Origin of the sequence: Francisella sciaenopsi (assembly GCF_045862875.1) — a bacterium.
GTDB classification, from domain to species: Bacteria; Pseudomonadota; Gammaproteobacteria; order Francisellales; family Francisellaceae; genus Francisella; species Francisella sciaenopsi.
The window spans coordinates 455,756-478,510 of record NZ_BTHG01000001.1; the positions used below are offsets into that span (position 1 = coordinate 455,756).

Consider the following 22,755-nt stretch of genomic DNA (forward strand, 5'->3'; position numbering starts at 1 on the left):
ATTTAACCTTTTGAAACAGAAATTAATGAATAAGTTTTTTAAGCTACCAATCCTATAACAAAGTTATAAAAATAGCTAGCGAAGATATTGCCTAGATAGTATTATCTCTTATAATAACTCAAATAGTTTTAAAATCATCAAGGAAAACAATGAACTTTTTAAATTTTAGCATACTAGTGTTTGCTTATCTTTTGGGATCAATTAATAGTGCAATTATTGTCTGTTATATATTTAGATTACCCTCTCCAAGAAGCGTTGGCTCTGGCAACCCAGGAACTACAAATGTTCTAAGAATAGGTGGCAAAGTTCCAGCGATAATCACTCTTGCTTTTGATATACTAAAAGGTTTAGTTCCTGTAGTTTTAGCTAAAGTATTAACTGGTAATGAATTTATAACTGCTTGTACTGCACTATATGCAATTCTTGGTCATATATTCCCGATATTTTTTGGCTTTAAAGGTGGCAAAGGTGTTGCAACTTTGATAGGTACACTATTTGGATTTAGCTGGATTTTAGGATTAATATTTGTCATTACTTGGCTATGTGTTGCTGTAATTACTCGTTATTCATCTTTATCAGCATTAGTAGCTACTGTTATAGCAAGTTTTTCAGTAATATTTACCTCAGATTTACAAGTGGCAACGCCATTTTTAATAATTGCAATAATCATACTTATTAAACACAGAGGAAATATTCAAAGATTAATCAGTGGTCAAGAAAGTAAAATTGGTGATAAAGCAAAGGCGAAAAATGATTCAAATTAAAAACTTAAAAAAAGAGTACAGATCAAATAATACTAGCAATCTCGTGCTTGACAATATAAACCTTGACATTAAGCAAGGCGAGATATTTGGTATAATTGGTCATAGTGGCGCTGGTAAAAGCTCTCTTTTGAGATGCTTAAACCTTCTAGAGCAACCTACTGATGGTTCAATATTCATTGCTGATGAGAATATTACAAAGAAGAATCCTAAGCAACTCAGAGAGTTTCGCAAAAAAGTTTCAATGATATTTCAGCACTTCAATCTTCTATCTTCTCGGAATGTTTTTGAGAATATTGCCCTTCCACTTGAAATTCAAGGAATACCAAAAGCTGAAATCAAAAAAAGAGTTTTTGAGCTTTTAGAGCTAGTAGAGCTTCCAAATAAAGCAAATGCATACCCTCAAGAGCTTAGCGGTGGTCAAAAGCAAAAAGTAGCAATTGCTCGAGCTTTAGCTTTAGATCCCTTAGTTTTATTATCTGATGAAGCAACATCTGCACTAGATCCGACCTCTACAAAACAGATTTTGGCGCTTCTAAAAAGATTAAATAAAGAACTTGGCTTAACAATAGTTTTAATTACACATGAAATGGATGTTGTCAGAAAAATCTGTGATCGTGTAGCAATTATTGACAAAGGTCGTATTGCAGAAATGGGCAAGACCTTAGACATATTTTTAGACCCCCAAGCCCCTGTAACAAAATCTTTTGTTGAGACAAGCATACATACAAAAATCCCAGATTTTATTGCTAAAAGACTTTATGATAACCCTTATAGCTATGATGATACATACCCTGTAGTACAACTAACATTCTATGGAGACAAAGGTAAAATGCCTATCATTGCTGAAATTTCTCGTCAGTTTAATGCTACGGCAAGTATTATCCAAGCAAATATAGAAACAATCCAAGAGCAGATAGTTGGGATTGCCATTTGTCATATCACAGGTGAGCGTCAAGACTGGGAAAATGCATTAAGATTTCTTTCAAACCAAGATGTTAATTTAAAGGTGTTAGGTTATGCAACAGCAGACAATATTTAGTTTACATGAGCTTAGCCTAATAGCTCAATCAACTTGGGAAACCATTTTCATGGTTTTCATAGCCACTTTGGTAGCTGTCATAGGTGGAATATTATTAGGTATATTACTGTATATCACACAAGATAGTAAAAACGTTGCTGTTAAAGGATTTAACAAGACTTTTAGTATTATTATAAACATAACAAGAAGTATCCCATACATCATACTACTAATACTTCTATACCCTCTAACAAGGCTTATAGTTGGTACAACAATAGGGACTACTGCTTCGATAGTACCTCTAGCTATTGCTGCTCTGCCATTTTACGCTCGACTAACTGAATCAGCTTTGCGTGAAGTTGATAACGGACTTATTGAAGCAGCAAAATCAATGGGAGCAACTAAGAGACAGATTATTTTTAAAGTATTACTTCCTGAATCAAAAAATTTATTAATTGATGCTGCTACTTTAACATGTATTTCACTAATCGGTTTCTCAGCTATGGCTGGTATCGTTGGTGGCGGTGGTCTAGGTGATTTGACTTATTTCAAAGGTTACAATTACGGTAATTACACGTTACTACTTGGTGGTGTAATAATGTTAGTTATCCTTGTTCAAATTACCCAATCATTTGGTAATTATCTAGTCACAGCTAAGAAGTTAACGTCACTATGGATCATTACTGCCATTCTATTGGGTGCAAGTGGCACACAGCTGTATATAAATGCCGCAGCTACTACTAATACAAATGAAATAACTGTTGGGTATATTACCAGCCCTCCTCAAGATAAAATCATGCAGCTAAGTAAAAAAATAGCCAAAGAAAAATATAATCTTGACGTAAATCTAGTAACATTTGGTGATTACAATATACCTAATAGAGCACTTAATGATGGTGAGTTGCAGGCAAATGTGTTCCAACACATTCCATTCTTAGAAAATCAAATCAAACAGTTTGGTTATAAACTTACTTACATTGGCAAAACTTTCTTATACCCAATGGGAATGTTTTCTAAAAAGTATAAAAATATCCAAGATATTCCAAATGGCGCCACGGTAGCAATCCCTAATGATCCTACTAACCAAGGTAGGGCATTAATGATTCTTCAAGATGCTGGGTTAATCAAACTTAAAGATGGTATAACTTGGAAAGCGACTACAGATAGTATAGCCAGCAATCCCAAAAATCTAAAAATCATAGCTCTACAAGCAGATCAAATCCCTAATAACCTAGGTGATGTAGATCTTGGTATTGTAAATAACGACTATATCCCTAAAGCAGGATTAAGTCTAAAAGATGCTCTTTTTGTAGAGCCTAAAGACTCTCCATTTGCAAATGTTATTGCTGTTAAAGAATCACAAAAAGATAATCCTAAACTTAAAGAGTATGTACAAGCATTTAATACAGATGAAGTTAAACAATTAGCTGAAAAACTTTATCCAAATGGTGCAGCAATACCTGCTTGGTAATTATTTCTTTCATTTATTAATTTATAATCACAATTTTATATGTTTTAATGTACTCAAACAGTAAAACTTACTATTCTAAAAATTGACAAGTATAAATAAGCAAATTGGTAGTATTTTCTTAATTATAGGTACCTCTTTGGGTGGAGGCATCTTAGCTATTCCGATGATTCTTTCAAGCTTTGGAGTTATTATTGGTTGCATCATAATGTTTTTGATGTGGCTCTTAATGACATATTCAACATTAGCTGTTGCAGAGGCGTGCCTACATTTTGAAAGTGGTATTAGTTACCTAGGTCTTGCTCATAAGCTCTTTAAAAAACCTGGTGTCATTCTGGTTTATATATGTGCATTTGGAATACTATATGGAATGCTCGCAGCATATATCTCTGCTATAGGCTCATCTTTTGAAAGTCTACTAGATATAAACTATATTATTATAGAGATTGGCTTTGTTATACTTTTTGGTGGATTTATATTAAAAGGTACAGGACCTGCTGAATGGCTTAATAGAGTTTTTCTTACCGTAAAACTTATTATCATATTATTTACAATATTATTACTTTTCAAGTCTATAAGTATCTCTAAGCTAGATAGCTATAGTTTTGGTACTCTAAAAGAGGTTATAGTCACTTTACCAATACTTGCCACAACATTCTCAGCTCATATAATTGTTCCTAGCGTTGTCAACTATGTAGGACCACACCCAAAAGATATTAGAAGAATTATTATAGTTGCATCTCTAATAATATTAGTAATATATGTATGCTGGATAGTATCAATATTTGGCAATATAGCTATTTATGGTGATAAAAATAGCTTTGCAGAAGTCTTAAAATCTCTTAGCTCCGAAGATAGTGTCACTCAACTTATTTATATTCTTAAAGCTAATATTCAGTCTTCTGAAGTTATAACTTTAATTTATACCTTTATTACAATTTCTGTGACAACTGCTTTTATAACTCTATCATTAGCATTAAAAGATCTAATACTTGATAGATTTAAAATGAACAACCTATCAACACTAAGCAAAAACATTCTTCTAAGCTTTCTGCTTTTCATGTTACCGATATTTCTAAACTATTATTTTAAAAAGCTTTTCTTAATCGCTCTCTCTGTTGTAGGTCTATTTTCTCTAATTATGCTTGTTTCATGTCCACTAAATATGGTTAGAATACTTCGTAACCGTAATTTTGAAATAATTTACAAATCAATGAAAAATAGCAAGCTTAACAACTTTGCTCTAGCTATTGCTATCATCATCATCATATTCCAAGTCATTGATTATATTCTTTAAATATTCTCTTTAAGCAAATAAAAATATAAAATATAAATAGTTATTTAATTACAAAACTATAAGGTATAGATATGCAACACACATCAGGTTTTTTAGATTTAGTAAACGATGCAAAAAGTAGAATACAAGAATGTACAGTTGATGATATCAACAAAATGAATGAAACAGAAACTCTTGATGGTTTACTTATTGATACACGTGAAGAGTCAGAGTTTGCAAATGGATACATTCCTAATGCTATTCATATTAGTAAAGGAATTATTGAAAGTGCTATCGAGTCAGCAGTTCCTAACAAAAATCAAAAAATGTATTTTTATTGTGGTGGTGGTTTTAGATCTGCTATCGTAGCTGATAAATTACGTGAAATGGGTTATAAAAATGTAATTTCTGTTGATGGTGGTTGGAGAGCATGGAATGCTAAAGGCTATCCTACTAAATCACCTAGTCAAGTTAGACCTCATGAATTTTTAAAGCTTGTTAATAATGCTAAATCTAATATTAAAGAATGCTCTGTAGCGGACTTATACGATAAGATGAACTCTAATGAACTAGATGGCGTGATTTTTGATGTTAGAGAAGATTCTGAGTTCAATAGATTCCATATCCAAGGCGCCACCCATCTTAGCAAAGGACAAATAGAAGTTAAAATTGAAAATCTTATACCTAATAAAGGCCAAAAAATATATTTATACTGTGGTAGTGGCTTCAGATCTGCATTAGCAGCTAAAAGCATACAAAGTATGGGCTATACAAATATTATATCTGTAGAAGGTGGAATCAATGCATGGTTAAATAATAACTTCCCTGTAACACAAGATTAGGATTTATATAATGTCATTTCGTATAGGTCATGGTTATGATGTGCATAAGTTCACATCTTCAAAGAAAAATATTATTATTGGTGGAGTCGAGATTCCATATGAAATGGGACTAGAAGCTCACTCTGATGGTGATGTATTAATTCATGCTCTTTGTGATGCTATTTTAGGCGCATTAGGTCTTGGAGATATAGGTAAACATTTTCCAGATACTGATATAGAGTATAAAAATACTGATAGTAAATTTTTCTTAGCTGAAATAAAAAAAATGCTTGATGATAAAGAATACTCTATAAGTAATATTGATTGTACTATCATTGCACAAGCACCTAAAATGCTTCCTCATATAGAAAAAATGAAAGCTTGCTTGGCAAGTGTACTTGAAATACAAATTAATCAAATAAACATAAAGGCAACGACTACTGAACAGTTAGGATTTATAGGTAGGAAAGAAGGCATCGCAACACATGTTGTTTGCCTACTAAATAGATAGTTATTTACCAGCTAAATTTTCAAGGTACTTTGCAACCTCTTCTAACTCTGCCTGACAACAAAAAATACCAATATCATTATCTTCAAGCATATCTAATATATATTTAACTCCTATTAGCTCTCCATGTGAAATATAAGTTTTTGAGATATCAAAACCTTTTTTTTCTAAATCATCACGGATTAGCGTAGGCAACTCAAGAGGTTTAGCTCCTCTAAGATACTTCTCAGTTTCTTTGATAACTACAAAATCTATACCATGTTCGAGTATAATGTCATTAATACCAGAGATTAAATATTTACGATCTCCAGTAGTTCCTATCATTAGATACTTTTTACCACCCTTATCGTAAGCTTTTATCATATTTAATAAAGCTTCCATACCAGCCTCGTTGTGAGCGTAGTCAAGAACAGCAACTTTATTATCAAATTCAAAAATATTTGCACGACCTCTGTTAACTTTAGGATCGCTCTTGAAGCTTTTAAGAGCAGATCTAATATCATCTAAGCTAATACCTAATTTAAATGATAAAGCTATAGCAATCATAGCATTTTCAATATTATGCTTAGCAAAACCTTTAACTGTTAAGGGAGCATCTACTACTGGAAGAATTTGCTTTTTAGAAGTTTTATCAATCCATGTAAAAGTATCATTCTCTACTACACAAGCATAGTCCGCCTTTGATAAATAGTAATCCATATCGTGTTGATCAGGATTCTGCGTAACAACTATTTTAGCGCAACTTAATCTATCAAATTGCTGCTTCATATATGAATTATCTAAGTTAATTACAGCATGAGAATCTTTACCCATTGTTCGAAATACAATAGCTTTTGCTTCTGCTAGTTCTGCAACTGTTTCAATCCCATCTTCACCTAGATGATCTGCAGAAACATTCGTAACTGCTGCTGCATTTACATAAGTCTCTATCAAGCCTCTCTTTAGAAGACCTCCACGAGCAGACTCAAGCAAAGCAACTTCTACCTTTTTGTTTGTCAAAACAAATTGATGACCTGTTGGACCAGAATAGTCTCCCTCATCTATCAACTCATCATTAACTTTAACCCAATCTGTAGATGTGTAACCAGTAAGCTTACCTGCCATACGACAAATATAATCAGTCAATCTAACTGTGGTAGTCTTACCATTAGTACCTGTTACAATTACAGCTGGAATATCATAAACTTTTGACCAATCAACATCTTCAATTTTATCGTTGTCTAAATCAAACTCATAACAACCAGTACCAGAACCAACAAAAGCTTTATTTTTATCTCTAAAAGCATTAAAGCCTTTGGATTTAGCTAAATCATAAAGCTTCCTGTATGTAAGATTCTTATCTTCATCTATCAAAGGCATGAGTTTTTGTTTTGCTTCTTCAAGAGTTTTAAAAGAGTCATTTTCAAACCCTTCTCTTACAGAAAGCCAAATAAAGTCGATAACATCACATGCTGGCATAGTAATATCTACAGGTGCAATCATCGCATATCGAACACCATTATTAAAAAATTTGTGTGTTAATTTTATATGCTCCCAACCAAGAGCTGGAAGTATCCTTTCTGCCTCTTGGTAGAAAAGTTTTGTTAATTCATCACGATGATCAATAAGTGGCACATCTAGAACTGTTCCTGTTTCTTTAAAAAACAGATTAGGTCCAACAAGTCTACGTGAATAACCTTCAGGAATCATACAAAGGCTCCATTAAATAATAAAAACCAAACAATTAGTCATTATCTTCTTCATCGAAAATAACTCTAACACCACTTTCATCAGCTATAACACCAGCTTTAATAACCTCAGAAATCTCTAACGATAAACTAGGATCTTGAGCTATTACTGAAGCAGAAAACATCTCCTTCTTCTCTTCCTTATGCTCTTTGTTATCATCTGTATTATCTTTATTAAAATAAATAATCTGTTTCCACGTTCTCTTAAGCTTATCAGCAAATATAACAACTAGATCTCCGTCTTGTGCCATACCAAGAGCATGATCTACAGCTTTTTGCTCACTTTGAATAGTTTCAATTCTAGAAGCATCAACACCTGCCTTAATCAATCCATCTCTAAGCATTCTAGGAATTTCACCATCTGCTCTTCCACGAGTATCATCATCACCTTTACATATAAAATAATCATAATAAGGCGCAGCTGTTTTTGCTATCTCATAAACATCTTGATCTCGTCTGTCACCAGGTGATGCTAACACGCATATTTTTTTACCAGAAAATTCCATGTTATCAATCATTTGACTCACAAGTTTGATTGCTGCTGGGTTATGTCCATAATCCATTAATACTTTAAATGGATGTTCTTCAAACCAGTTCATACGCCCAGGTGCTTGATAGAATGATGTAACAAATGTTCTTAGACCATCTCTAATATCGTCTAGACTCATACCCATACTATAGGATATAGCTATTGCAAACATAGCATTTTGAACATTATGAACCGCTTTACCTTCCATAGTAGCAGGAATTAAGTGCGTCCATAAAACAGGCATATGAACATGATTATCAAAAATCGTAATCATATCTCCATTTACACCCTTTTCAATAATACAAGCCTTACCACCAGCACGTATGTGTTGCTTAACTAAAGCATGCTCTGGATTCATCGTCACATATAGAATATATTTTGCAGTTACTTTAGCTGACATCTTAAGTACATTCGGATCATCAGCATTTAACACCGCCACATCTTTCGCAGCTTGAGGGACTATACTCTTAACTTTAGCCAAGTCCTCTAACGTATTAACTCCTTTAAGACCTAAATGATCAGAAGCAATATTCAAACATGCCCCTACATTACAGTAGTCATACCCCATACCACTTCTTAATAATCCACCTCGAGCTGTCTCTAAGATTGCCATTTCTACTGATGGATCTTTTAAAACCATCTGTGCAGAAGTTGGACCTGTAGTATCCCCAGCAACTGTCAATTTACCATTGATATATACACCATCAGTAGTTGTTAAACCTACAATTTTACCTGCGTTTTTCCACATATGTGCAACCATACGCGAAGTTGTTGTCTTACCATTTGTTCCTGTAATAGCAGCAATTGGAATTCTAGCATTGCCATACTCTTTAGGAATTAGCATATCAATAACTGCTCCAGCCACATCTCTTGGTTTACCTTCACTCGGAGCTACGTGCATTCTAAATCCTGGAGCCGCATTACACTCACAAATAGCACCACCAATATCATGATATGATTGAGAAATATCATCTATCAAGAAATCAACTCCCCCAACATCAAGTCCTATAGCTTTTATAGCTCTTTCAGCCATATCTTTATTATCTGGATGAACAATATCTGTTACATCAATAGCTGTTCCACCTGTTGAAAGATTAGCTGTAGACCTTAAATAGAATATCTCTCCTTCTTTAAGGACAGTGCTTTCATCATATCCAGCTGCCTTCAATAAAGTCTTAGCTTGATAGTCTAATTCTAATTTTGTTAAAACCTTCTCATGCCCAACACCTCTACGTGGATCTTCGTTGACAATATCAACTAATTCTTTGATGTTGTGCTTTCCATCCCCCACAACATGTCCAGGTACTCTTTTTGCAACCGCAACAAGCTTACCATCAACCACCAACATTCTATGGTCAAAACCTGTAGCAAACTGCTCTACTAAAACATATCTAGATACTTTACTCGCTTCAACAAAAGCTTCTTTAATCTCTTGCATTGTTTTTAAATTGATCGATATGCCACGACCATGATTACCATCTAGAGGCTTAACAACTAATGGAAAACCTAGAATTTTTGCAGCTCTTAAAGCACCTTCTTCTGTAGTTACCATCCTTTGCTTAGGCATTGGAAGCCCTAAACCTTCCAATATCGTATTAGTCTGATTTTTATCACATGATAAATCAACTGCAATACTCGTTGTTTTACCTGTTATTGTCGCTCGAATTCTTTGCTGATATTTACCATAACCAAATTGCACCAATGATTGATCATTTAGTCTAAGATATGGAATATCTCTTTTTTTAGCAGCTTCAATCAATGATGCTGTACTTGGACCAAACTCTTTGCTTTGAGCAAATTTAATAAATCTAACCTTTTCATACTCAAAATCAAAGTCTTCATTTTTATGCTCTACTTGCTTTTTAAGCTCTTCTGGCAATAAAGATACTAATAAATCTCTAGCTAATTCCATAGCTCTTAAACCAACATCTTTCTGCTTGTATTCATAGACCATATTATAGTGACCTGCCTCACCCGTCGATCTTGTACGACCATAAGTTACATCACTACCAGCCATATCTTGAAGCTCAAGTATTGCATGCTCCCAAATATGCCCCATCCACGTTCCATCATCCTCTCTTAACCTACGGATAAAGCCGCCTTTTTCTCTATAAGAACAACCATGCTCTTCTAATCCTGGTAAACTATCCACAAGTCGATTTATAAAATCCTCACCAATCTTTGCAGATGGCCAGTTTTCAAGCACGCCCAAATCAATCTCATGCTTTATAACAGGAAAGTTTGCATAGATGTTAGGTCCCACATAAACATTAGTAGATAGTATTTTCATTTAAGACTCCTTAGATATTCAATCTTGTATATAGATAATATATACTTCACAAATCATGATACATAAAAATCATGTTCAAGAATAGCGGATTTTAATAAATCAATAAAAAATCATAAGGAAGAATATGATATATGACTTTGGCTTTATAGCTATTGGTGATGAGATTGTTGATGGCGATATAGTTAACACAAACTCAAGTAACTTTGCTAAATACCTAGTAAATAATGGATTTGAAATAGGATTTCATATCAGTTGCAAAGATAGTTATGAAGATATTATTTCTAGCATTGATTTTCTAAGATCTAATCATAAGAATATTATTACCATCGGTGGTTTAGGACCAACTGAAGATGATTTAACCACAGAATCTATAGCTAAATACTTCAAAAAAGATATGTTCTTAGATGACTCATCATGGCATAAATTAGAAAAAAGAATGCTTACAAGATATGGTAAAGTCACTTTAGGAACCCAAAAACAGGCGATGTTTCCTGATGATGCACAGGTTATAATAAATCAAAATGGCACAGCTAATGGATTTAGATTAAAATTCGATTCTGATAGATTTATATTTGCTTTCCCAGGACCTCCTAAAGAATGTATACCAATGCTCGAAGCTTTAAATCTGACAAATAAATCAAAAAATAGAAAAATAATTCGTAAACGATGGAATATTTATAGTATAGGTGAAAGTTTGCTCGCTGAAAAACTCGAAACTATAAAAGAAAAATATTCATTTGTTACTTTCAAATATAGAATTGCTGAAGGATTTATAGAGCTAAAATATTTTTATCCTGAAGGCTGTCCTTATAGTGAAGATATTATCATAAATGTGGAGCACCTTTTAAAAGAGCATTTAAATACTAAGAATTAACTGTTCTTTCTTATCAATAAATATAGTATCAATCTGCCATTCAAGTAATTGTTTAATTTCATCATCCGTATAAACAGAATAAACAAAAACTCTGCCAAACTTATGTTTCAAATATTTAACTCTTGAATGGGTTAAGCAACTATAATTTATTATGATTGCTATATATTTGTTTTTAACAAAACCTTTATAAAGATCACTATCAATATATTCAAAATCCCTAACCCAGTTAGTGGTATAAAAAAGTTTACCTTGAGTAAAATCTTTATGTCTTCTTAACTCTCTCATCACCACTTTTGAGAAACTCGACAATAGAATTTTTGATTTCATAGTTGGATAATGCTCAAGAAGTTCAATAACCTTAGCGACTAAAGTCTTTTGGTAGTTTATATTTTCATTACTTACTTTAATTTCTAGATTCAAAAAAACATTATTATGCTCTGCCCACTCTAGATACTCTTTCAAAGCCAATACCTTTGCCTTTGATTTGACTACAGGATGAATAAGTTCTATAGCGTTTAGTTCAGACCATGACATATTTGTGACATTTTCAGAAATACTAGAAAATCTTTGTGGAGTATCATCATGAAATAAAAATAATTCTCCATCAGAACTCATTTGCACATCTGTTTCAAACCATTTAAAACCTGCATTCTTGGCAATTTGAAAAGCTTCCATTGTATTCTCAACAGCATCACTATTAGCACCTCTATGAGAAATATATTTATCTATATGCATATATTAAAAAAAGATTATTAGACTTCGATTCGAATTATACATTAAAAAGCATTATTAAAATAATTCCTTTTTATTAATTTATATTAAATATTTTGTTTTTTAATAATTATCTTAATCATGATATAATTTTTGTTAATTTTGTGATTTATTTTAGTATAAATGATTGACAGTCCGTATATTAATAAGAAGCTGGCTTCTTTATTACTACACCGAAAACTTATAACAAGACAACAGCTTGAAGAAATAAGCTTAGATAAGTCACTTGCTAAACAAGACTTTTTAGATTATTTAATAGATCACGAACTGATTGATAGCAGATCATTTATGATTGAGTCAGCAACTTTATTGCGCTTACAATACATTGACTTAACTGCTATAAACATAAAATTTTTACCTCAAGATTATTTTGATACTGACTTTTGTAATCAGAACAAATGCTTACCTCTATTTAAAAGAAAAAAAAGCGTCTATGTAGCGATTGCAAACCCTATTGATAGTCAAAAAATATTAAAAAAACTTCGTAATAAATATGATTACTCCTTTACTCTAGTAGTTGGAGAAATAAACCTCATTCGAGAGAAAATTGAAGAATATGATCAATATCTAAAAGATGAAGGACAAGTTGAAAGCGAATCAAAACTTGAAGAACAAATAAATGCTGGAGCTGAGCTTGATATTGATTTTGTTGATGAGGGTGAGCGTGAAGGTGATTCCATAATAGGAAGTGGCGAAGATGAAGAAGCTCCTATTATTAGATTTATTAATAATACTATTGTTGATGCTATACAGAAAGGTGCTTCAGATATACACTTTGAACCATACGAAAAAAACTTTCGCATAAGATATAGAATAGACGGTTTACTAATAGAAACTTTTAATACTAAAAAAAATCTTGGTCCAAAAATCATCTCAAGATTAAAGATTATGTCTAGTTTAGATATTGCCGAGAAAAGGATTCCTCAGGATGGTAAGTTTAAAATCTCTCTTTCACGAGAAAAAGCCATCGATTTTCGTGTTAGTACATGTCCCATTAGTTTTGGTGAAAAAGTTGTTCTTCGTATTCTTGACTCTAGCTCAACTCAAATACCAATCGAACAACTAGGTTTTTCAGAAGCTCAAAAAGAGACATATCTGAAATATATTAAACAACCACAAGGCATGGTGCTAGTTACAGGTCCAACAGGTTCTGGTAAAACAGTTACTTTGTACACAGGTATTAACATTCTTAATAAACCTGAAAAAAACATTTCTACAGCCGAAGATCCGGTTGAGCTTTTTGTAAAAGGTATTAACCAAGTTAATGTCAATAATAAACAAGGATTAACATTTGCTGCAGCTCTTAAATCATTCTTACGTCAAGATCCGGATATAATCATGGTTGGTGAGATTAGGGATATTGAAACAGGATCTATTGCAATTAAGGCGTCGCAAACAGGTCACTTAGTTATGTCAACTCTGCATACTAATAGTGCTCCGGAAACACTGAATAGATTAGTAGATATGGGATTACCTAGATATAATATTGCCACTTCTGTGACATTAATTATTGCTCAACGTCTAACAAGAAAGCTTTGTCCAAAATGTAAACTAGAAGATACAGAAACTGAATTTAAATTACTTGTTGAGGATAGCGGTCTTAACGATGAAATTTTGATGAAAACTTTTGCCACCACTCTTGAAAAAGTAAAAAATTCAAATATATATAAGCCTAATCCCAAAGGTTGTCCAAGATGCTTTAAAGGATATAAAGGAAGGCTTGGTTTGTATGAAGTCATGCCAGTTTCTAGAGAAATTGCTAGAATGATATTAGAAGATAAAAATACTATGGATCTAGCAGCACAAGCACAAAAAGAAGGTATTGCTACAGTAAGACAATCCGCACTTGTAAGAGTTTCAGAAGGATTAACATCTATGGAAGAAGCTTACAGAGTAAGTTAAAGGAATAAATATGCTATTTGGAAATAAAAACAAGAATAAAATAACTATTATATCTTGGAGTTACAAAGCGAAACTGAAAAATGGTAAAGCAATAAAAGGAATTATTGATGCTGATACCAAGGAAAAAGCAGAAATTCAAATAAGACAGAAAGGTTATTCAGATATAAAAGTAAAAAAACAGCCTAAAGACTTATTTCCTAAAAAGATATCTTATAGAGATATTACAGAAATGACTCGTCAATTAGCTACCATGACTAAAGCTGGTATACCAATCATTAAATCTTTTGAAGTATTCATAATGGGTATTCGCAAACACCCACGCTTAAAAATACTTGCTATTCAGATTAAACAAGCAATTGAAGGTGGTGAGTCATTTTCAAAAGCATTAAGTAATTTCCCAAAAATATTTGATAAGTTATATATAGGACTTATAACTGCTGGTGAAGAGTCTGGTAACTTAGATCTTATGCTTAACAAAATTGCAGATCAACGTGAAGCATTAGAAAGTATAAAAAAGAAAGTTAAAAAAGCTTTATCATACCCTATTGTTGTATGTGTTATTGCAGCAGGTGTAACAGGAATACTTTTGACTTTCGCCGTCCCAGCATTCTCAGCTATGTTTATAAACTCAGGTAAACCACTCCCTGCTATCACTCAAATTACGGTAGATGCTTCTAATTTTATGCAAGATTCATGGTGGAAAATTATTCTTGCAATATTTATATCAATATCAATATTTAAATCTTTAAAATTTAGATTTCCAAAGATACAAATTGCCCAAGATCATTTTATGCTTAAAGTACCAATAATTGGCGAAGTTATTTTTAAATCTGCACTAGCAAGATTTTCTAGTACCTTAGAAATCACCGTCCAATCTGGTATGAGTTTAACAAGAGCATTAGATATGGTTTCATTAGCTACTGGTAATGCAAAATATGACCAAGCAGCTATAGATATCAAGAAAAGTATTAGCGAAGGAGCATCATTTAAAGAAGCTATAGTTGAAACTGGAAGCTTCCCATTCTTAGTAGAGCAGATGATAGCAGTTGGTGAAGAATCTGGTGCATTAGAAACTATGCTTGGAAATTTAAATAGAGTATACCAAGAAGAAGTTGATACCCTTGTAGGAAGCTTAAGCTCTATGTTAGAGCCACTGATTATGATTGTGTTGGGTGGTGTTGTTGGTTTCCTTGTAGTGAGTATGTATATGCCAATGTTCCAAATGGGCGATGCGATTTAGTATGGAGCCTTAGGATGTATCTCATTTATACTGATGAAAGTGGTACAGATATAAATAGTAAATTTCTACTATATGGTGGTATCTTTGTACATGAGAGAAAAGCTAACTCTTTAGAAAATAAGATAGCTAAAATTTTTAGTGATACTTTTGGCAATGATATTCCAGAAATTCATTTTAGTGATGTATACAATTATGTTTTTCTTAAAAGAGAACCATCTAGTAAAAACAAAAAATCAGCGTTTCAAGAACATGTAAAACCTTATCTTGAAAAGATAACAAAGGATGATATTTATTCTTTTATAGATGAATTATCTGAATGCTTGTGGTCAAATGGTATTCAATTAATCTTTTCAATTTGTCCAAAAGAAAAGTTTAAAAAAATACATAAACACTATAAAGAATATTTAATACTAGGATACAAAAGCTTTTTATATTCGTCTAATGTATTTTTGTCATCAAAAAATGAAAATGGCATATTAATATCTGATATTGCAGACAAAAATCAGAATCAACTATTTGAAAAAATATTGCGCAATGTATCTAACTGGAAGAAGCTATTTAACAGCAAAGATACTGAAATTGAAGAAATAATGAATTCAATATCGAAGACTGATATCTATAATGACCATATTATTGAGAATATTTGCTTTGTCGATTCAAAAACATCGAAACTTAACCAAGTAGCAGATATTCTTCTATACATTTTTAAAAAAATAATAGAAATCAAAAACTCTACAAAAAATACCTCTAAATTAGAAGAGATTTTGTCAAATCTAGAAGGAAGCGTAAAATCGCTTTGGTTGGCAAATACAAATTTTTGTGAAATAGATAAAAATAAAAATAACAAGTATGAATTCATGTTTGTAAAACAGATATACAGCGAAAAAATAAGTAATCACTTTGTATTTTGATTAGGTTACTTACGTCATATAGCTGACTGGTATCATAAGCTGAACCAAGTAACCTTAGATCATTATCACATACCATCAATGACAATTCAATAGAAACAAAATTTATTATAGGCAACAAATACTATTAACTAACGAATATTATCTTCGTAGAAGACCATCAAAATGTATGTCTAGCCTATCAAACTACACTAAGAAAATGGTCTGCAAAAGTTACATAAAAAATAGAAGTTCTTGTTTATATGAAAAAAAGAAAGAACCTGTATGAATATTAAGCTTCTTCTTTTAAAGGAGCTGAAACACTAGCTTGTACACGTTGGTTACGAGCATCTGATTTATGAATACCTTCTAGAGTATTTTCATAACCAAACCCTTTAGTGATGATTTTATCATTATCTAAACCTAATTGCTTCATGTAATCAGCAACGGCTTCTGCTCTTCTCTCAGAAAGCTTTTGATTATAGATCTCGAATTCACTTCCAGTTGTTCCCTGAGAAGCATAACCTTTAACTGTTACAGTTTTAATATCACTATTTCTCACAAAATTAACAAATGATGCTATTGCTTCTTTACCCTTAGAATTTAAATTAGCGCTATCATAAGCAAACTTAGTATCTAAATAAACTGTTACATCATCACCATTTACAGTATAGCAAGCAACACCATCTCTAGTTAAATTAAAATTACCTTCGCACTGCTTAATTCCTTGAGGTAGAATATATTTAGTCTCATCAATTGTTGGCATAGCAGTAGTTTCTGCTGCTGTAGTAGCACCATTATCTTGAATATTACCAGTGTCATTGGTAGTATCATCTTTACCACCAAAGAACCAAGTGATACCACCACCAATCATGTTAGTACCTGCTCTACCTTGAGCACCAGACATACCACTTGGAGCCATTGTCTGAATATATCTATAATCAGCACTTACTTGAACATCTCTAGAAAGCTCAAACTTAAGACCTCCACCAACATCCCATGCACCAGTAGCTTGACCAGCTAAGTTAGCCCAACCAGCACCACCTGCAGCATAAGGAGTGATCATAGTACTATTACTGAAATTTATAACACCTTCACCCAAGCCCGCAAACACTCTACCAACTAATTGGTTATATTGAACCGCAAAGTATTTATTGATGTTATAACCAACTATCATATTTGCACCAGCTCCTGAAGGAGAGTTAGGTGTGCCAGCAAGACCATTAGCATCAACACCAAAATACCACTGACCAGTTCTATCTTGTGGACCCCAAGTATTGTTCTTATTAGTCAAAGAGCTATAAGTGTTAGCAAAAGGAGCAATAAAAGAATTAGTCGAACTACTCTGAGTTGCAGTTGCATTTGTATCTGCTGACATATCCATATTGTCAGAACCTGCAGCAAATGAAAACGTAGCTGTACCAAACAGTACTGATGTAGCGATAACAATGTTCTTTAATTTCATCAAAAGCTCCTTTAAAAACTCTTTGTTTTATTGAATAGTAAATTATAAGACTGAAGCATTATACAAAATTAGAATACAGTTTCCAAGTTTTTTTTAACTTTTATGAAGTTAATATTTTATATTTTGCCAATAATTGTTGCTGAGTTTCGACATGATTTGGATCCGTAATTATACACCTTATTGGGCATACCTTTGTACATTGAGATTCTTCAAAGTGTCCTACACACTCTGTACATTTATCTGGATTAATTTCATAATATTCTTCGCCCTGCGATATTGCCTCATTAGGACACTCTGGTTCACATATATCACAATTTATACAATCATCAGTAATTAATAGTGCCATACTAATCCTTCGAATATTTTAATTTTATTCTATTAAATACACACTCAGGAACAAACTCACCTACTCTTTGATAATTATGAATAGCAACCGCTCTAACTAAAGTAGATGATATACAAGAAAACTTCTCACTAGGAGTTAGAAATATAGTTTGAATATCACTATTAAGCTTATTGTTCATACTCGACATTTGAAACTCATAATCAAAGTCAGAAACTGCTCTTAATCCTCTTACAATCGCACAAGCACTATGTTTTACAGCTGTATCAACCAAAAGGCCTTCAAAGCTAACGACTTTGACTCTATTATTATCTTTAAAAACTTCTTTAATCATTAACTCTCTTGTATGTAAATCAAAAAGAGTTTTTTTACCATATGCTGTAGATACTGCAACCACTATCTCATCAAAGATATTCAACGCTCTATCAACTAAATCAACATGACCATTTGTTATAGGATCAAATGTCCCAGGATAAATTGCTATTTTTGCCATAATTTACTTAAAATAATCCTAGCTCTAGTTTAGCTTCCTCTGTCATCAGCTCTGAGTTCCATGGTGGATCAAAAACCATAACAACATCAACCCTATCAACATTTGGTAGCATTGCCACACGTTTTTCAACATCAGTCATTAATACAGGACCCATACCACAACCAGGAGCTGTAAGAGTCATATCTATGATCACATGAAAATTACCATTCTCTAACTTTCGAGTAACAACATTGTAAATCAAGCCTAAATCAACAATATTCACAGGGATCTCCGGATCATAAACTGTTCTCATCTGATCCCAAACAGCATCCATATTTATAGGATCACCTGGTTTTATATCGTAATTATCTACTGGATATTTAACTATCTGTTTACCAATTGCATCAGCATCTTTACCATCTAAATGAAGTAAATTACCGTTAACATTTAATGTAAAACTACCACCCTTATCTTGAGTTACCAAAACTTCTTGACCAGGCATAAGCTCAATTTCATTACCAAATGGTACTGCTACAGCTTTTACCTGCCTTCTAACTATAGTTACATCTGTTGTTTTCATTATGTATATTCCCTAAACTGTAAAACTTTCGCCACAACCACAGCGAGCTGATTCATTTGGATTGGTATATTCTAACTTATATAATCCAAAATCATGCTTAACATAATCAATTTTTAAACCATTTAAAAAATTTATAGACTTATTAGATACAAAAAATTTCAAACCCTGCTGATCTACTACTATTGTATCCGTCGGTTGCTGTACAACAAAATCAATATCATAAGCTAAACCAGAACACCCCATTAACTTTGTGCCAATATATATTCCTATATTATTAGAATCCTTAGCTAAGTGCTTCTCAAAATGTTTAGCTGCGGCTTGTGTAATTTCTAAAATATTACTATTAGGATCAAAAACTTCAACCATACCAACATAATCCTTTTAATTATTTGACTATTTTAATTGAGATATTACTTTTTTCAATGCTTTAATAAATAAGTCTACTTCATCAGTAGTATTATACATACCAAATGACATACGCACTGTTGATGTAGCACCCATTCTGTATAGTAGAGGATGCGCACAGTGTTTACCAGTCCTTACACACATCCCTTTGATAGCTAATAGTTCACCAATATCGCCAGCATTACAACCATCAACTACAAATGTTATAACACCAGCCTTATTTGGTGCTTCGCCTATTATTTTTAAACCATCGATTTTCTTTAATTCTTCTGTCGCATATTCTAATAGTTGTTTTTCAAAGCTTGCGATATTTTCCATACCAATTGAATTAACATAATCTATGGCTTCTCCAAAACCTATAGAGCCTACTATATCTGGTGTTCCTGCTTCGAACTTATATGGAGGTAGTGCAAATGTTGTTTTATTGATTGTTACATCATTAACCATATCTCCACCATAGTTATAGGGAGGTAATTTCTCTAGCAATTCGTATTTACCATACAATACTCCTACTCCAGTTGGGCCATATAATTTATGACTAGAGAATACAAAGAAATCACAATTTAAGTCTTGAACATCAACCTTTGAGTGTATTACTGCTTGCGCTCCATCAATAATTATCAATGTCTTTGGATTAATTTTTTTGACTTCTTGTATTATTTTTTTGACAGGATTAATAGTTCCTAATACATTTGAACATAATGTCAGTGCTATAACCTTAGTTTTGTTTGTAACTAAAGATAAAAGATTCTGTATATCAAGCTCACCATTATCTTCGACCTTTGCAACTTTAAAAACCAACTCTTTCTCTTCACAAAGCATTTGCCATGGTACAAAATTAGCATGATGTTCCATTTCAGTAACAATAATTTCATCTCCAATAGAAACCATAGACTTACCGATAGAGCTCGCAAGTAAATTGATTGATTCAGTGGTTCCTTTAGTTAGTACAATTTCATCTGCCGATTTAGCATTTATAAAATGTTGAACTTTCACACGTACATTTTCATACTTATCACTTGCTTTTTGACTTAGTTCATAAACCCCTCTATGGACATTTGCATAATTAAACTTATATGCATCTGCCACAGCATCAATAACTACTTGTGGCTTCTGTGCTGAAGCTCCAGTATCAAAGAAAACAACAGGTTTATCGTTAATAGTTTGACGAAGAAATGGAAAATCTTCTCGAATTTTTTTCACATCATACATTGTGTGTTTGCCCAATTAAATATATAAATCACCTAAATTATACTAAATCAGTATAACTTTGTCAGTAAATGATATTTTTGATCTAAGAAAAATAGTTAAAATTAATTAACATACAGGAACATTTGTAGCTAAACCGCCTAAAGATGTTTCTTTATATTTACTACACATATCCAAACCAGTTTCATACATTACTTTGATAACATAATCTAATCCAACAAAGCGCTTTTCACCTGTATCTAGATGAGCAAGTTTCGCTGCATTTATAGCTTGAACAGCACCCATTGCATTACGTTCTATACATGGTATCTGGACTAATCCACCAATAGGATCACAAGTTAATCCTAAATTATGTTCCATTCCTATTTCAGCTGCCGACTCAATTGACTCAATATCTCCACCAAGTAATGCACAATAACCAGCAGCAGCCATCGAACAAGCAACTCCAACTTCACCTTGACAGCCAACTTCTGCAGCTGATATTGATGCTCCAGATTTATATAAGATACCGATAGCAGCACATACAAGTAAATATTTATTAACTACTTTTCTAAGCTCTTGCTGATTAATAATCTCATGAGTCTGCAAATAATATTTTAATACAGCAGGAATCACACCAGCAGCTCCATTAGTTGGTGCGGTAACCACCCTTTCACCACAAGCATTTTGCTCATTCACAGCAATTGCAAAAGCATTCAAGTAGTTAAAATCTGTATTAACAATATTTTGCTCTTTAAGTTTTTTTATCATACTTGGTGCTCTTTTTCTAACTTTAAGACCTCCTGGAAGTACTGCTTCTGGACAAGTTAAACCTTTCTCTATAGATGTATCCATAACCTGCCAAATCTCAGCCAATTTATTCAGTGAATATTCTTCTCCATAAGCTGTTTTTTCATTCTCAAACATTATCTCATCAATAGACATATTCTTTTTATGACAAATACCTTTTAGTTCCGCCATACTTGCAAATCTATAAGGTTTATTACATTCTATTTCTGTAGGAACCTCATCTTTTCTTATTTGCTTTTTATCAACAATAAAACCACCTCCTATAGAAAAGTATTCCTTTTCACAAAGAAGATCCTCATTATTGAATAATGAAAAACGCATCCCATTAGAATGTTCTGGAAGAAATTCATTATAGTGAAATATTAAATCTTTATCATAATCAAAGTTAATTTCAAACTTTTGAGCTAGATTAAGTTTTTTTTGCTCTAAGCAGGTTTCATAAAATTTTTTTGCCAATTCAATATTAACTGATTCAGGTAAAAAACCCATAATTCCTAAAACAACTGCATAATCTGTTTTGTGACCTTTACCAGTAAGAGCAAGTGAACCAAATAAATCAATCTTCACCCTAGTAGTTTCAGGTAATTTATCTCTATACAAATCAATAAAATTACACCCAGCTCTCATAGGCCCTATAGTGTGAGACGAAGATGGTCCAACTCCAATTGAAAAAAGCTCAAAAGTACTTTCCATAAAACTCCTCCAGAAAGCTGAAATAAAATAATAAAATCTCTTAAATTATATCTTATTTTAATCTTTTTTCTCTAAGTTTCCAATCAGACATATAGCATGAAATATAGTTGTAAAATTCTTTTGAATGATTGGGATGTGTTAAATGAGCTATTTCATGTAATACCACATATTCTATAGCTTCCATATCTCTTAAAACAAGGTTGAAATTTAGATTAATTGTTTTTTTGATATAGTTACATGACCCCCAACGAGTCTTTGTTTTCTTAATAGTTACTCTGTTAATTTCTTGATTTGTAATTTTTAGATACTTTGCCACTAGATTATTAAGAATAACATCTGCCTGATCTCTATAAAACTCTTCTAGCAGTTGTAATTTAAACTCTCTATTATTGATAACGCTTGGATTTAATAGAAATTCAATATAATCATCACAATAGTTAACTACATTATGCTTTGATTGAGTAACTCGGATAGGGTACTCTCTACCTAAAAAGTAAATCAGATCACCATCATTCAAACTATAATTACTATAGTCAAATTTTTGATTATTCTGTAATCTTTGAGTTTGTTTATCTATCCATGCTTTTTTTGTTTGTAATAACTCTAAAATCTCTTTTCTTGCTATACCTTTCGGTGAAACTACAGTAATTAAACCATCTTTACTCAAAGAAATTTTAAGAGTTCTAACATTTTTATAAACTATATCAACTTTATATGACATTGA

21 protein-coding genes are annotated in these 22,755 nt (G+C 32.4%); 10 read left to right on the plus strand and 11 right to left on the minus strand.

Annotated features, from left to right (window positions below; all coding sequences use genetic code 11):
* The first annotated feature begins 149 nt into the window (after positions 1-149).
* The 6 genes from plsY to ispF all read left to right on the plus strand — a co-directional run bounded on the left by plsY (position 150) and on the right by ispF (position 5,858).
* Positions 150-764 carry a glycerol-3-phosphate 1-O-acyltransferase PlsY gene (gene plsY / locus ACKTR7_RS02275; RefSeq protein ID WP_044525943.1) on the plus strand — a complete coding sequence of 205 codons (615 nt, stop codon included), beginning with the start codon at positions 150-152 and terminating at the stop codon, positions 762-764.
* Positions 751-1,803: a methionine ABC transporter ATP-binding protein gene (locus ACKTR7_RS02280; protein WP_044525942.1), complete on the plus strand. Its 1,053-nt coding sequence runs from the start codon at positions 751-753 to the stop codon at positions 1,801-1,803. Before plsY ends, ACKTR7_RS02280 begins: the two co-directional genes overlap by 14 nt.
* A complete protein-coding gene (locus tag ACKTR7_RS02285) occupies positions 1,781-3,253 on the plus strand; it encodes a MetQ/NlpA family ABC transporter substrate-binding protein (protein WP_407876838.1) in 1,473 nt (490 codons plus the stop codon). Before ACKTR7_RS02280 ends, ACKTR7_RS02285 begins: the two co-directional genes overlap by 23 nt.
* 82 nt (positions 3,254-3,335) lie before the next feature.
* Complete coding sequence (locus tag ACKTR7_RS02290; RefSeq protein WP_407876839.1) at positions 3,336-4,547, plus strand: amino acid permease; 1,212 nt, start codon at positions 3,336-3,338, stop codon at positions 4,545-4,547.
* A 71-nt stretch (positions 4,548-4,618) separates the two neighbouring features.
* A complete protein-coding gene (locus tag ACKTR7_RS02295; RefSeq protein ID WP_044525939.1) occupies positions 4,619-5,368 on the plus strand; it encodes a rhodanese-like domain-containing protein in 750 nt (249 codons plus the stop codon).
* 10 nt (positions 5,369-5,378) lie between these two features.
* Positions 5,379-5,858 (plus strand): 2-C-methyl-D-erythritol 2,4-cyclodiphosphate synthase, encoded by a 480-nt coding sequence (ispF, locus tag ACKTR7_RS02300; protein WP_407876840.1) that lies wholly within the window; start codon positions 5,379-5,381, stop codon positions 5,856-5,858.
* Here the strand turns inward: ispF and ACKTR7_RS02305 are convergent, their stop codons facing one another.
* Complete coding sequence (locus ACKTR7_RS02305; RefSeq protein WP_407876841.1) at positions 5,859-7,544, minus strand: Mur ligase family protein; 1,686 nt, start codon at positions 7,542-7,544, stop codon at positions 5,859-5,861.
* Between the two features lie 34 nt (positions 7,545-7,578).
* Entirely contained in the window at positions 7,579-10,401 is a 2,823-nt protein-coding gene (cphA, locus tag ACKTR7_RS02310) for a cyanophycin synthetase (RefSeq protein ID WP_407876842.1), read from the minus strand.
* Between the two features lie 124 nt (positions 10,402-10,525).
* Here cphA and ACKTR7_RS02315 point away from each other — a divergent pair, with 124 nt between their 5' ends.
* Complete coding sequence (locus ACKTR7_RS02315) at positions 10,526-11,275, plus strand: competence/damage-inducible protein A (RefSeq protein ID WP_407876843.1); 750 nt, start codon at positions 10,526-10,528, stop codon at positions 11,273-11,275.
* Here the strand turns inward: ACKTR7_RS02315 and ACKTR7_RS02320 are convergent.
* Positions 11,258-12,010, minus strand: coding sequence for a glycerophosphodiester phosphodiesterase family protein (locus ACKTR7_RS02320; protein ID WP_407876844.1), 753 nt, complete (start codon positions 12,008-12,010; stop codon positions 11,258-11,260). The genes ACKTR7_RS02315 and ACKTR7_RS02320 overlap by 18 nt on opposite strands.
* Positions 12,011-12,169: 159 nt before the next feature.
* Between ACKTR7_RS02320 and pilB the strand changes: the two genes are divergently transcribed.
* The 3 genes from pilB to ACKTR7_RS02335 are packed head-to-tail and all read left to right on the plus strand — an operon-like array spanning position 12,170 to position 16,099.
* Complete coding sequence (gene pilB, locus ACKTR7_RS02325) at positions 12,170-13,948, plus strand: type IV-A pilus assembly ATPase PilB (protein WP_407876845.1); 1,779 nt, start codon at positions 12,170-12,172, stop codon at positions 13,946-13,948.
* Between the two features lie 10 nt (positions 13,949-13,958).
* Complete coding sequence (locus ACKTR7_RS02330) at positions 13,959-15,188, plus strand: type II secretion system F family protein (protein WP_407876846.1); 1,230 nt, start codon at positions 13,959-13,961, stop codon at positions 15,186-15,188.
* Between the two features lie 14 nt (positions 15,189-15,202).
* Entirely contained in the window at positions 15,203-16,099 is an 897-nt protein-coding gene (locus tag ACKTR7_RS02335) for a DUF3800 domain-containing protein (RefSeq protein WP_407876847.1), read from the plus strand.
* Between the two features lie 268 nt (positions 16,100-16,367).
* On the opposite strand, the gene ACKTR7_RS02340 is transcribed toward ACKTR7_RS02335, so the two are convergent.
* The 8 genes from ACKTR7_RS02340 to ACKTR7_RS02375 all read right to left on the minus strand — a co-directional run bounded on the left by ACKTR7_RS02340 (position 16,368) and on the right by ACKTR7_RS02375 (position 22,752).
* Complete coding sequence (locus ACKTR7_RS02340; RefSeq protein ID WP_407876848.1) at positions 16,368-17,540, minus strand: OmpA family protein; 1,173 nt, start codon at positions 17,538-17,540, stop codon at positions 16,368-16,370.
* Between the two features lie 100 nt (positions 17,541-17,640).
* On the minus strand, positions 17,641-17,886 hold the full coding sequence (locus ACKTR7_RS02345; RefSeq protein ID WP_407876849.1) for a YfhL family 4Fe-4S dicluster ferredoxin: 246 nt from the start codon (positions 17,884-17,886) through the stop codon (positions 17,641-17,643).
* A gap of 1 nt (position 17,887) precedes the next feature.
* Positions 17,888-18,376: a pantetheine-phosphate adenylyltransferase gene (gene coaD, locus ACKTR7_RS02350; protein ID WP_044525929.1), complete on the minus strand. Its 489-nt coding sequence runs from the start codon at positions 18,374-18,376 to the stop codon at positions 17,888-17,890.
* A 7-nt stretch (positions 18,377-18,383) separates the two neighbouring features.
* Complete coding sequence (sufT, locus tag ACKTR7_RS02355; protein ID WP_407876850.1) at positions 18,384-18,935, minus strand: putative Fe-S cluster assembly protein SufT; 552 nt, start codon at positions 18,933-18,935, stop codon at positions 18,384-18,386.
* Between the two features lie 12 nt (positions 18,936-18,947).
* The gene (locus tag ACKTR7_RS02360; protein WP_407876851.1) at positions 18,948-19,301 is read right to left on the minus strand and encodes a HesB/IscA family protein; all 354 of its coding nucleotides are present in this window, start codon (positions 19,299-19,301) and stop codon (positions 18,948-18,950) included.
* A 27-nt stretch (positions 19,302-19,328) separates the two neighbouring features.
* Positions 19,329-20,552 (minus strand): aminotransferase class V-fold PLP-dependent enzyme, encoded by a 1,224-nt coding sequence (locus tag ACKTR7_RS02365; protein WP_407876852.1) that lies wholly within the window; start codon positions 20,550-20,552, stop codon positions 19,329-19,331.
* A gap of 105 nt (positions 20,553-20,657) precedes the next feature.
* Positions 20,658-22,031, minus strand: coding sequence for an L-serine ammonia-lyase (locus ACKTR7_RS02370; protein ID WP_407876853.1), 1,374 nt, complete (start codon positions 22,029-22,031; stop codon positions 20,658-20,660).
* A gap of 52 nt (positions 22,032-22,083) precedes the next feature.
* A complete protein-coding gene (locus ACKTR7_RS02375) occupies positions 22,084-22,752 on the minus strand; it encodes a M48 family metallopeptidase (protein WP_407876854.1) in 669 nt (222 codons plus the stop codon).
* Between the last annotated feature and the right edge of the window lie 3 nt (positions 22,753-22,755).

Coding starts and splice junctions, on each gene's coding strand:
- ACKTR7_RS02365 (WP_407876852.1), bottom strand. CDS start 20,552: ATGTATGATGTGAAAAAAATTCGAGAAGATTTTCCATTTCTTCGTCAA.
- cphA (WP_407876842.1), bottom strand. CDS start 10,401: ATGAAAATACTATCTACTAATGTTTATGTGGGACCTAACATCTATGCA.
- ACKTR7_RS02320 (WP_407876844.1), bottom strand. CDS start 12,010: ATGCATATAGATAAATATATTTCTCATAGAGGTGCTAATAGTGATGCT.
- ACKTR7_RS02335 (WP_407876847.1), top strand. CDS start 15,203: ATGTATCTCATTTATACTGATGAAAGTGGTACAGATATAAATAGTAAA.
- sufT (WP_407876850.1), bottom strand. CDS start 18,935: ATGAAAACAACAGATGTAACTATAGTTAGAAGGCAGGTAAAAGCTGTA.
- ispF (WP_407876840.1), top strand. CDS start 5,379: ATGTCATTTCGTATAGGTCATGGTTATGATGTGCATAAGTTCACATCT.
- ACKTR7_RS02340 (WP_407876848.1), bottom strand. CDS start 17,540: ATGAAATTAAAGAACATTGTTATCGCTACATCAGTACTGTTTGGTACA.
- ACKTR7_RS02370 (WP_407876853.1), bottom strand. CDS start 22,031: ATGGAAAGTACTTTTGAGCTTTTTTCAATTGGAGTTGGACCATCTTCG.
- ACKTR7_RS02295 (WP_044525939.1), top strand. CDS start 4,619: ATGCAACACACATCAGGTTTTTTAGATTTAGTAAACGATGCAAAAAGT.
- pilB (WP_407876845.1), top strand. CDS start 12,170: ATGATTGACAGTCCGTATATTAATAAGAAGCTGGCTTCTTTATTACTA.
- ACKTR7_RS02330 (WP_407876846.1), top strand. CDS start 13,959: ATGCTATTTGGAAATAAAAACAAGAATAAAATAACTATTATATCTTGG.
- ACKTR7_RS02280 (WP_044525942.1), top strand. CDS start 751: ATGATTCAAATTAAAAACTTAAAAAAAGAGTACAGATCAAATAATACT.
- ACKTR7_RS02285 (WP_407876838.1), top strand. CDS start 1,781: ATGCAACAGCAGACAATATTTAGTTTACATGAGCTTAGCCTAATAGCT.
- ACKTR7_RS02345 (WP_407876849.1), bottom strand. CDS start 17,886: ATGGCACTATTAATTACTGATGATTGTATAAATTGTGATATATGTGAA.
- ACKTR7_RS02305 (WP_407876841.1), bottom strand. CDS start 7,544: ATGATTCCTGAAGGTTATTCACGTAGACTTGTTGGACCTAATCTGTTT.
- ACKTR7_RS02360 (WP_407876851.1), bottom strand. CDS start 19,301: ATGGTTGAAGTTTTTGATCCTAATAGTAATATTTTAGAAATTACACAA.
- coaD (WP_044525929.1), bottom strand. CDS start 18,376: ATGGCAAAAATAGCAATTTATCCTGGGACATTTGATCCTATAACAAAT.
- ACKTR7_RS02315 (WP_407876843.1), top strand. CDS start 10,526: ATGATATATGACTTTGGCTTTATAGCTATTGGTGATGAGATTGTTGAT.
- plsY (WP_044525943.1), top strand. CDS start 150: ATGAACTTTTTAAATTTTAGCATACTAGTGTTTGCTTATCTTTTGGGA.
- ACKTR7_RS02375 (WP_407876854.1), bottom strand. CDS start 22,752: ATGTCATATAAAGTTGATATAGTTTATAAAAATGTTAGAACTCTTAAA.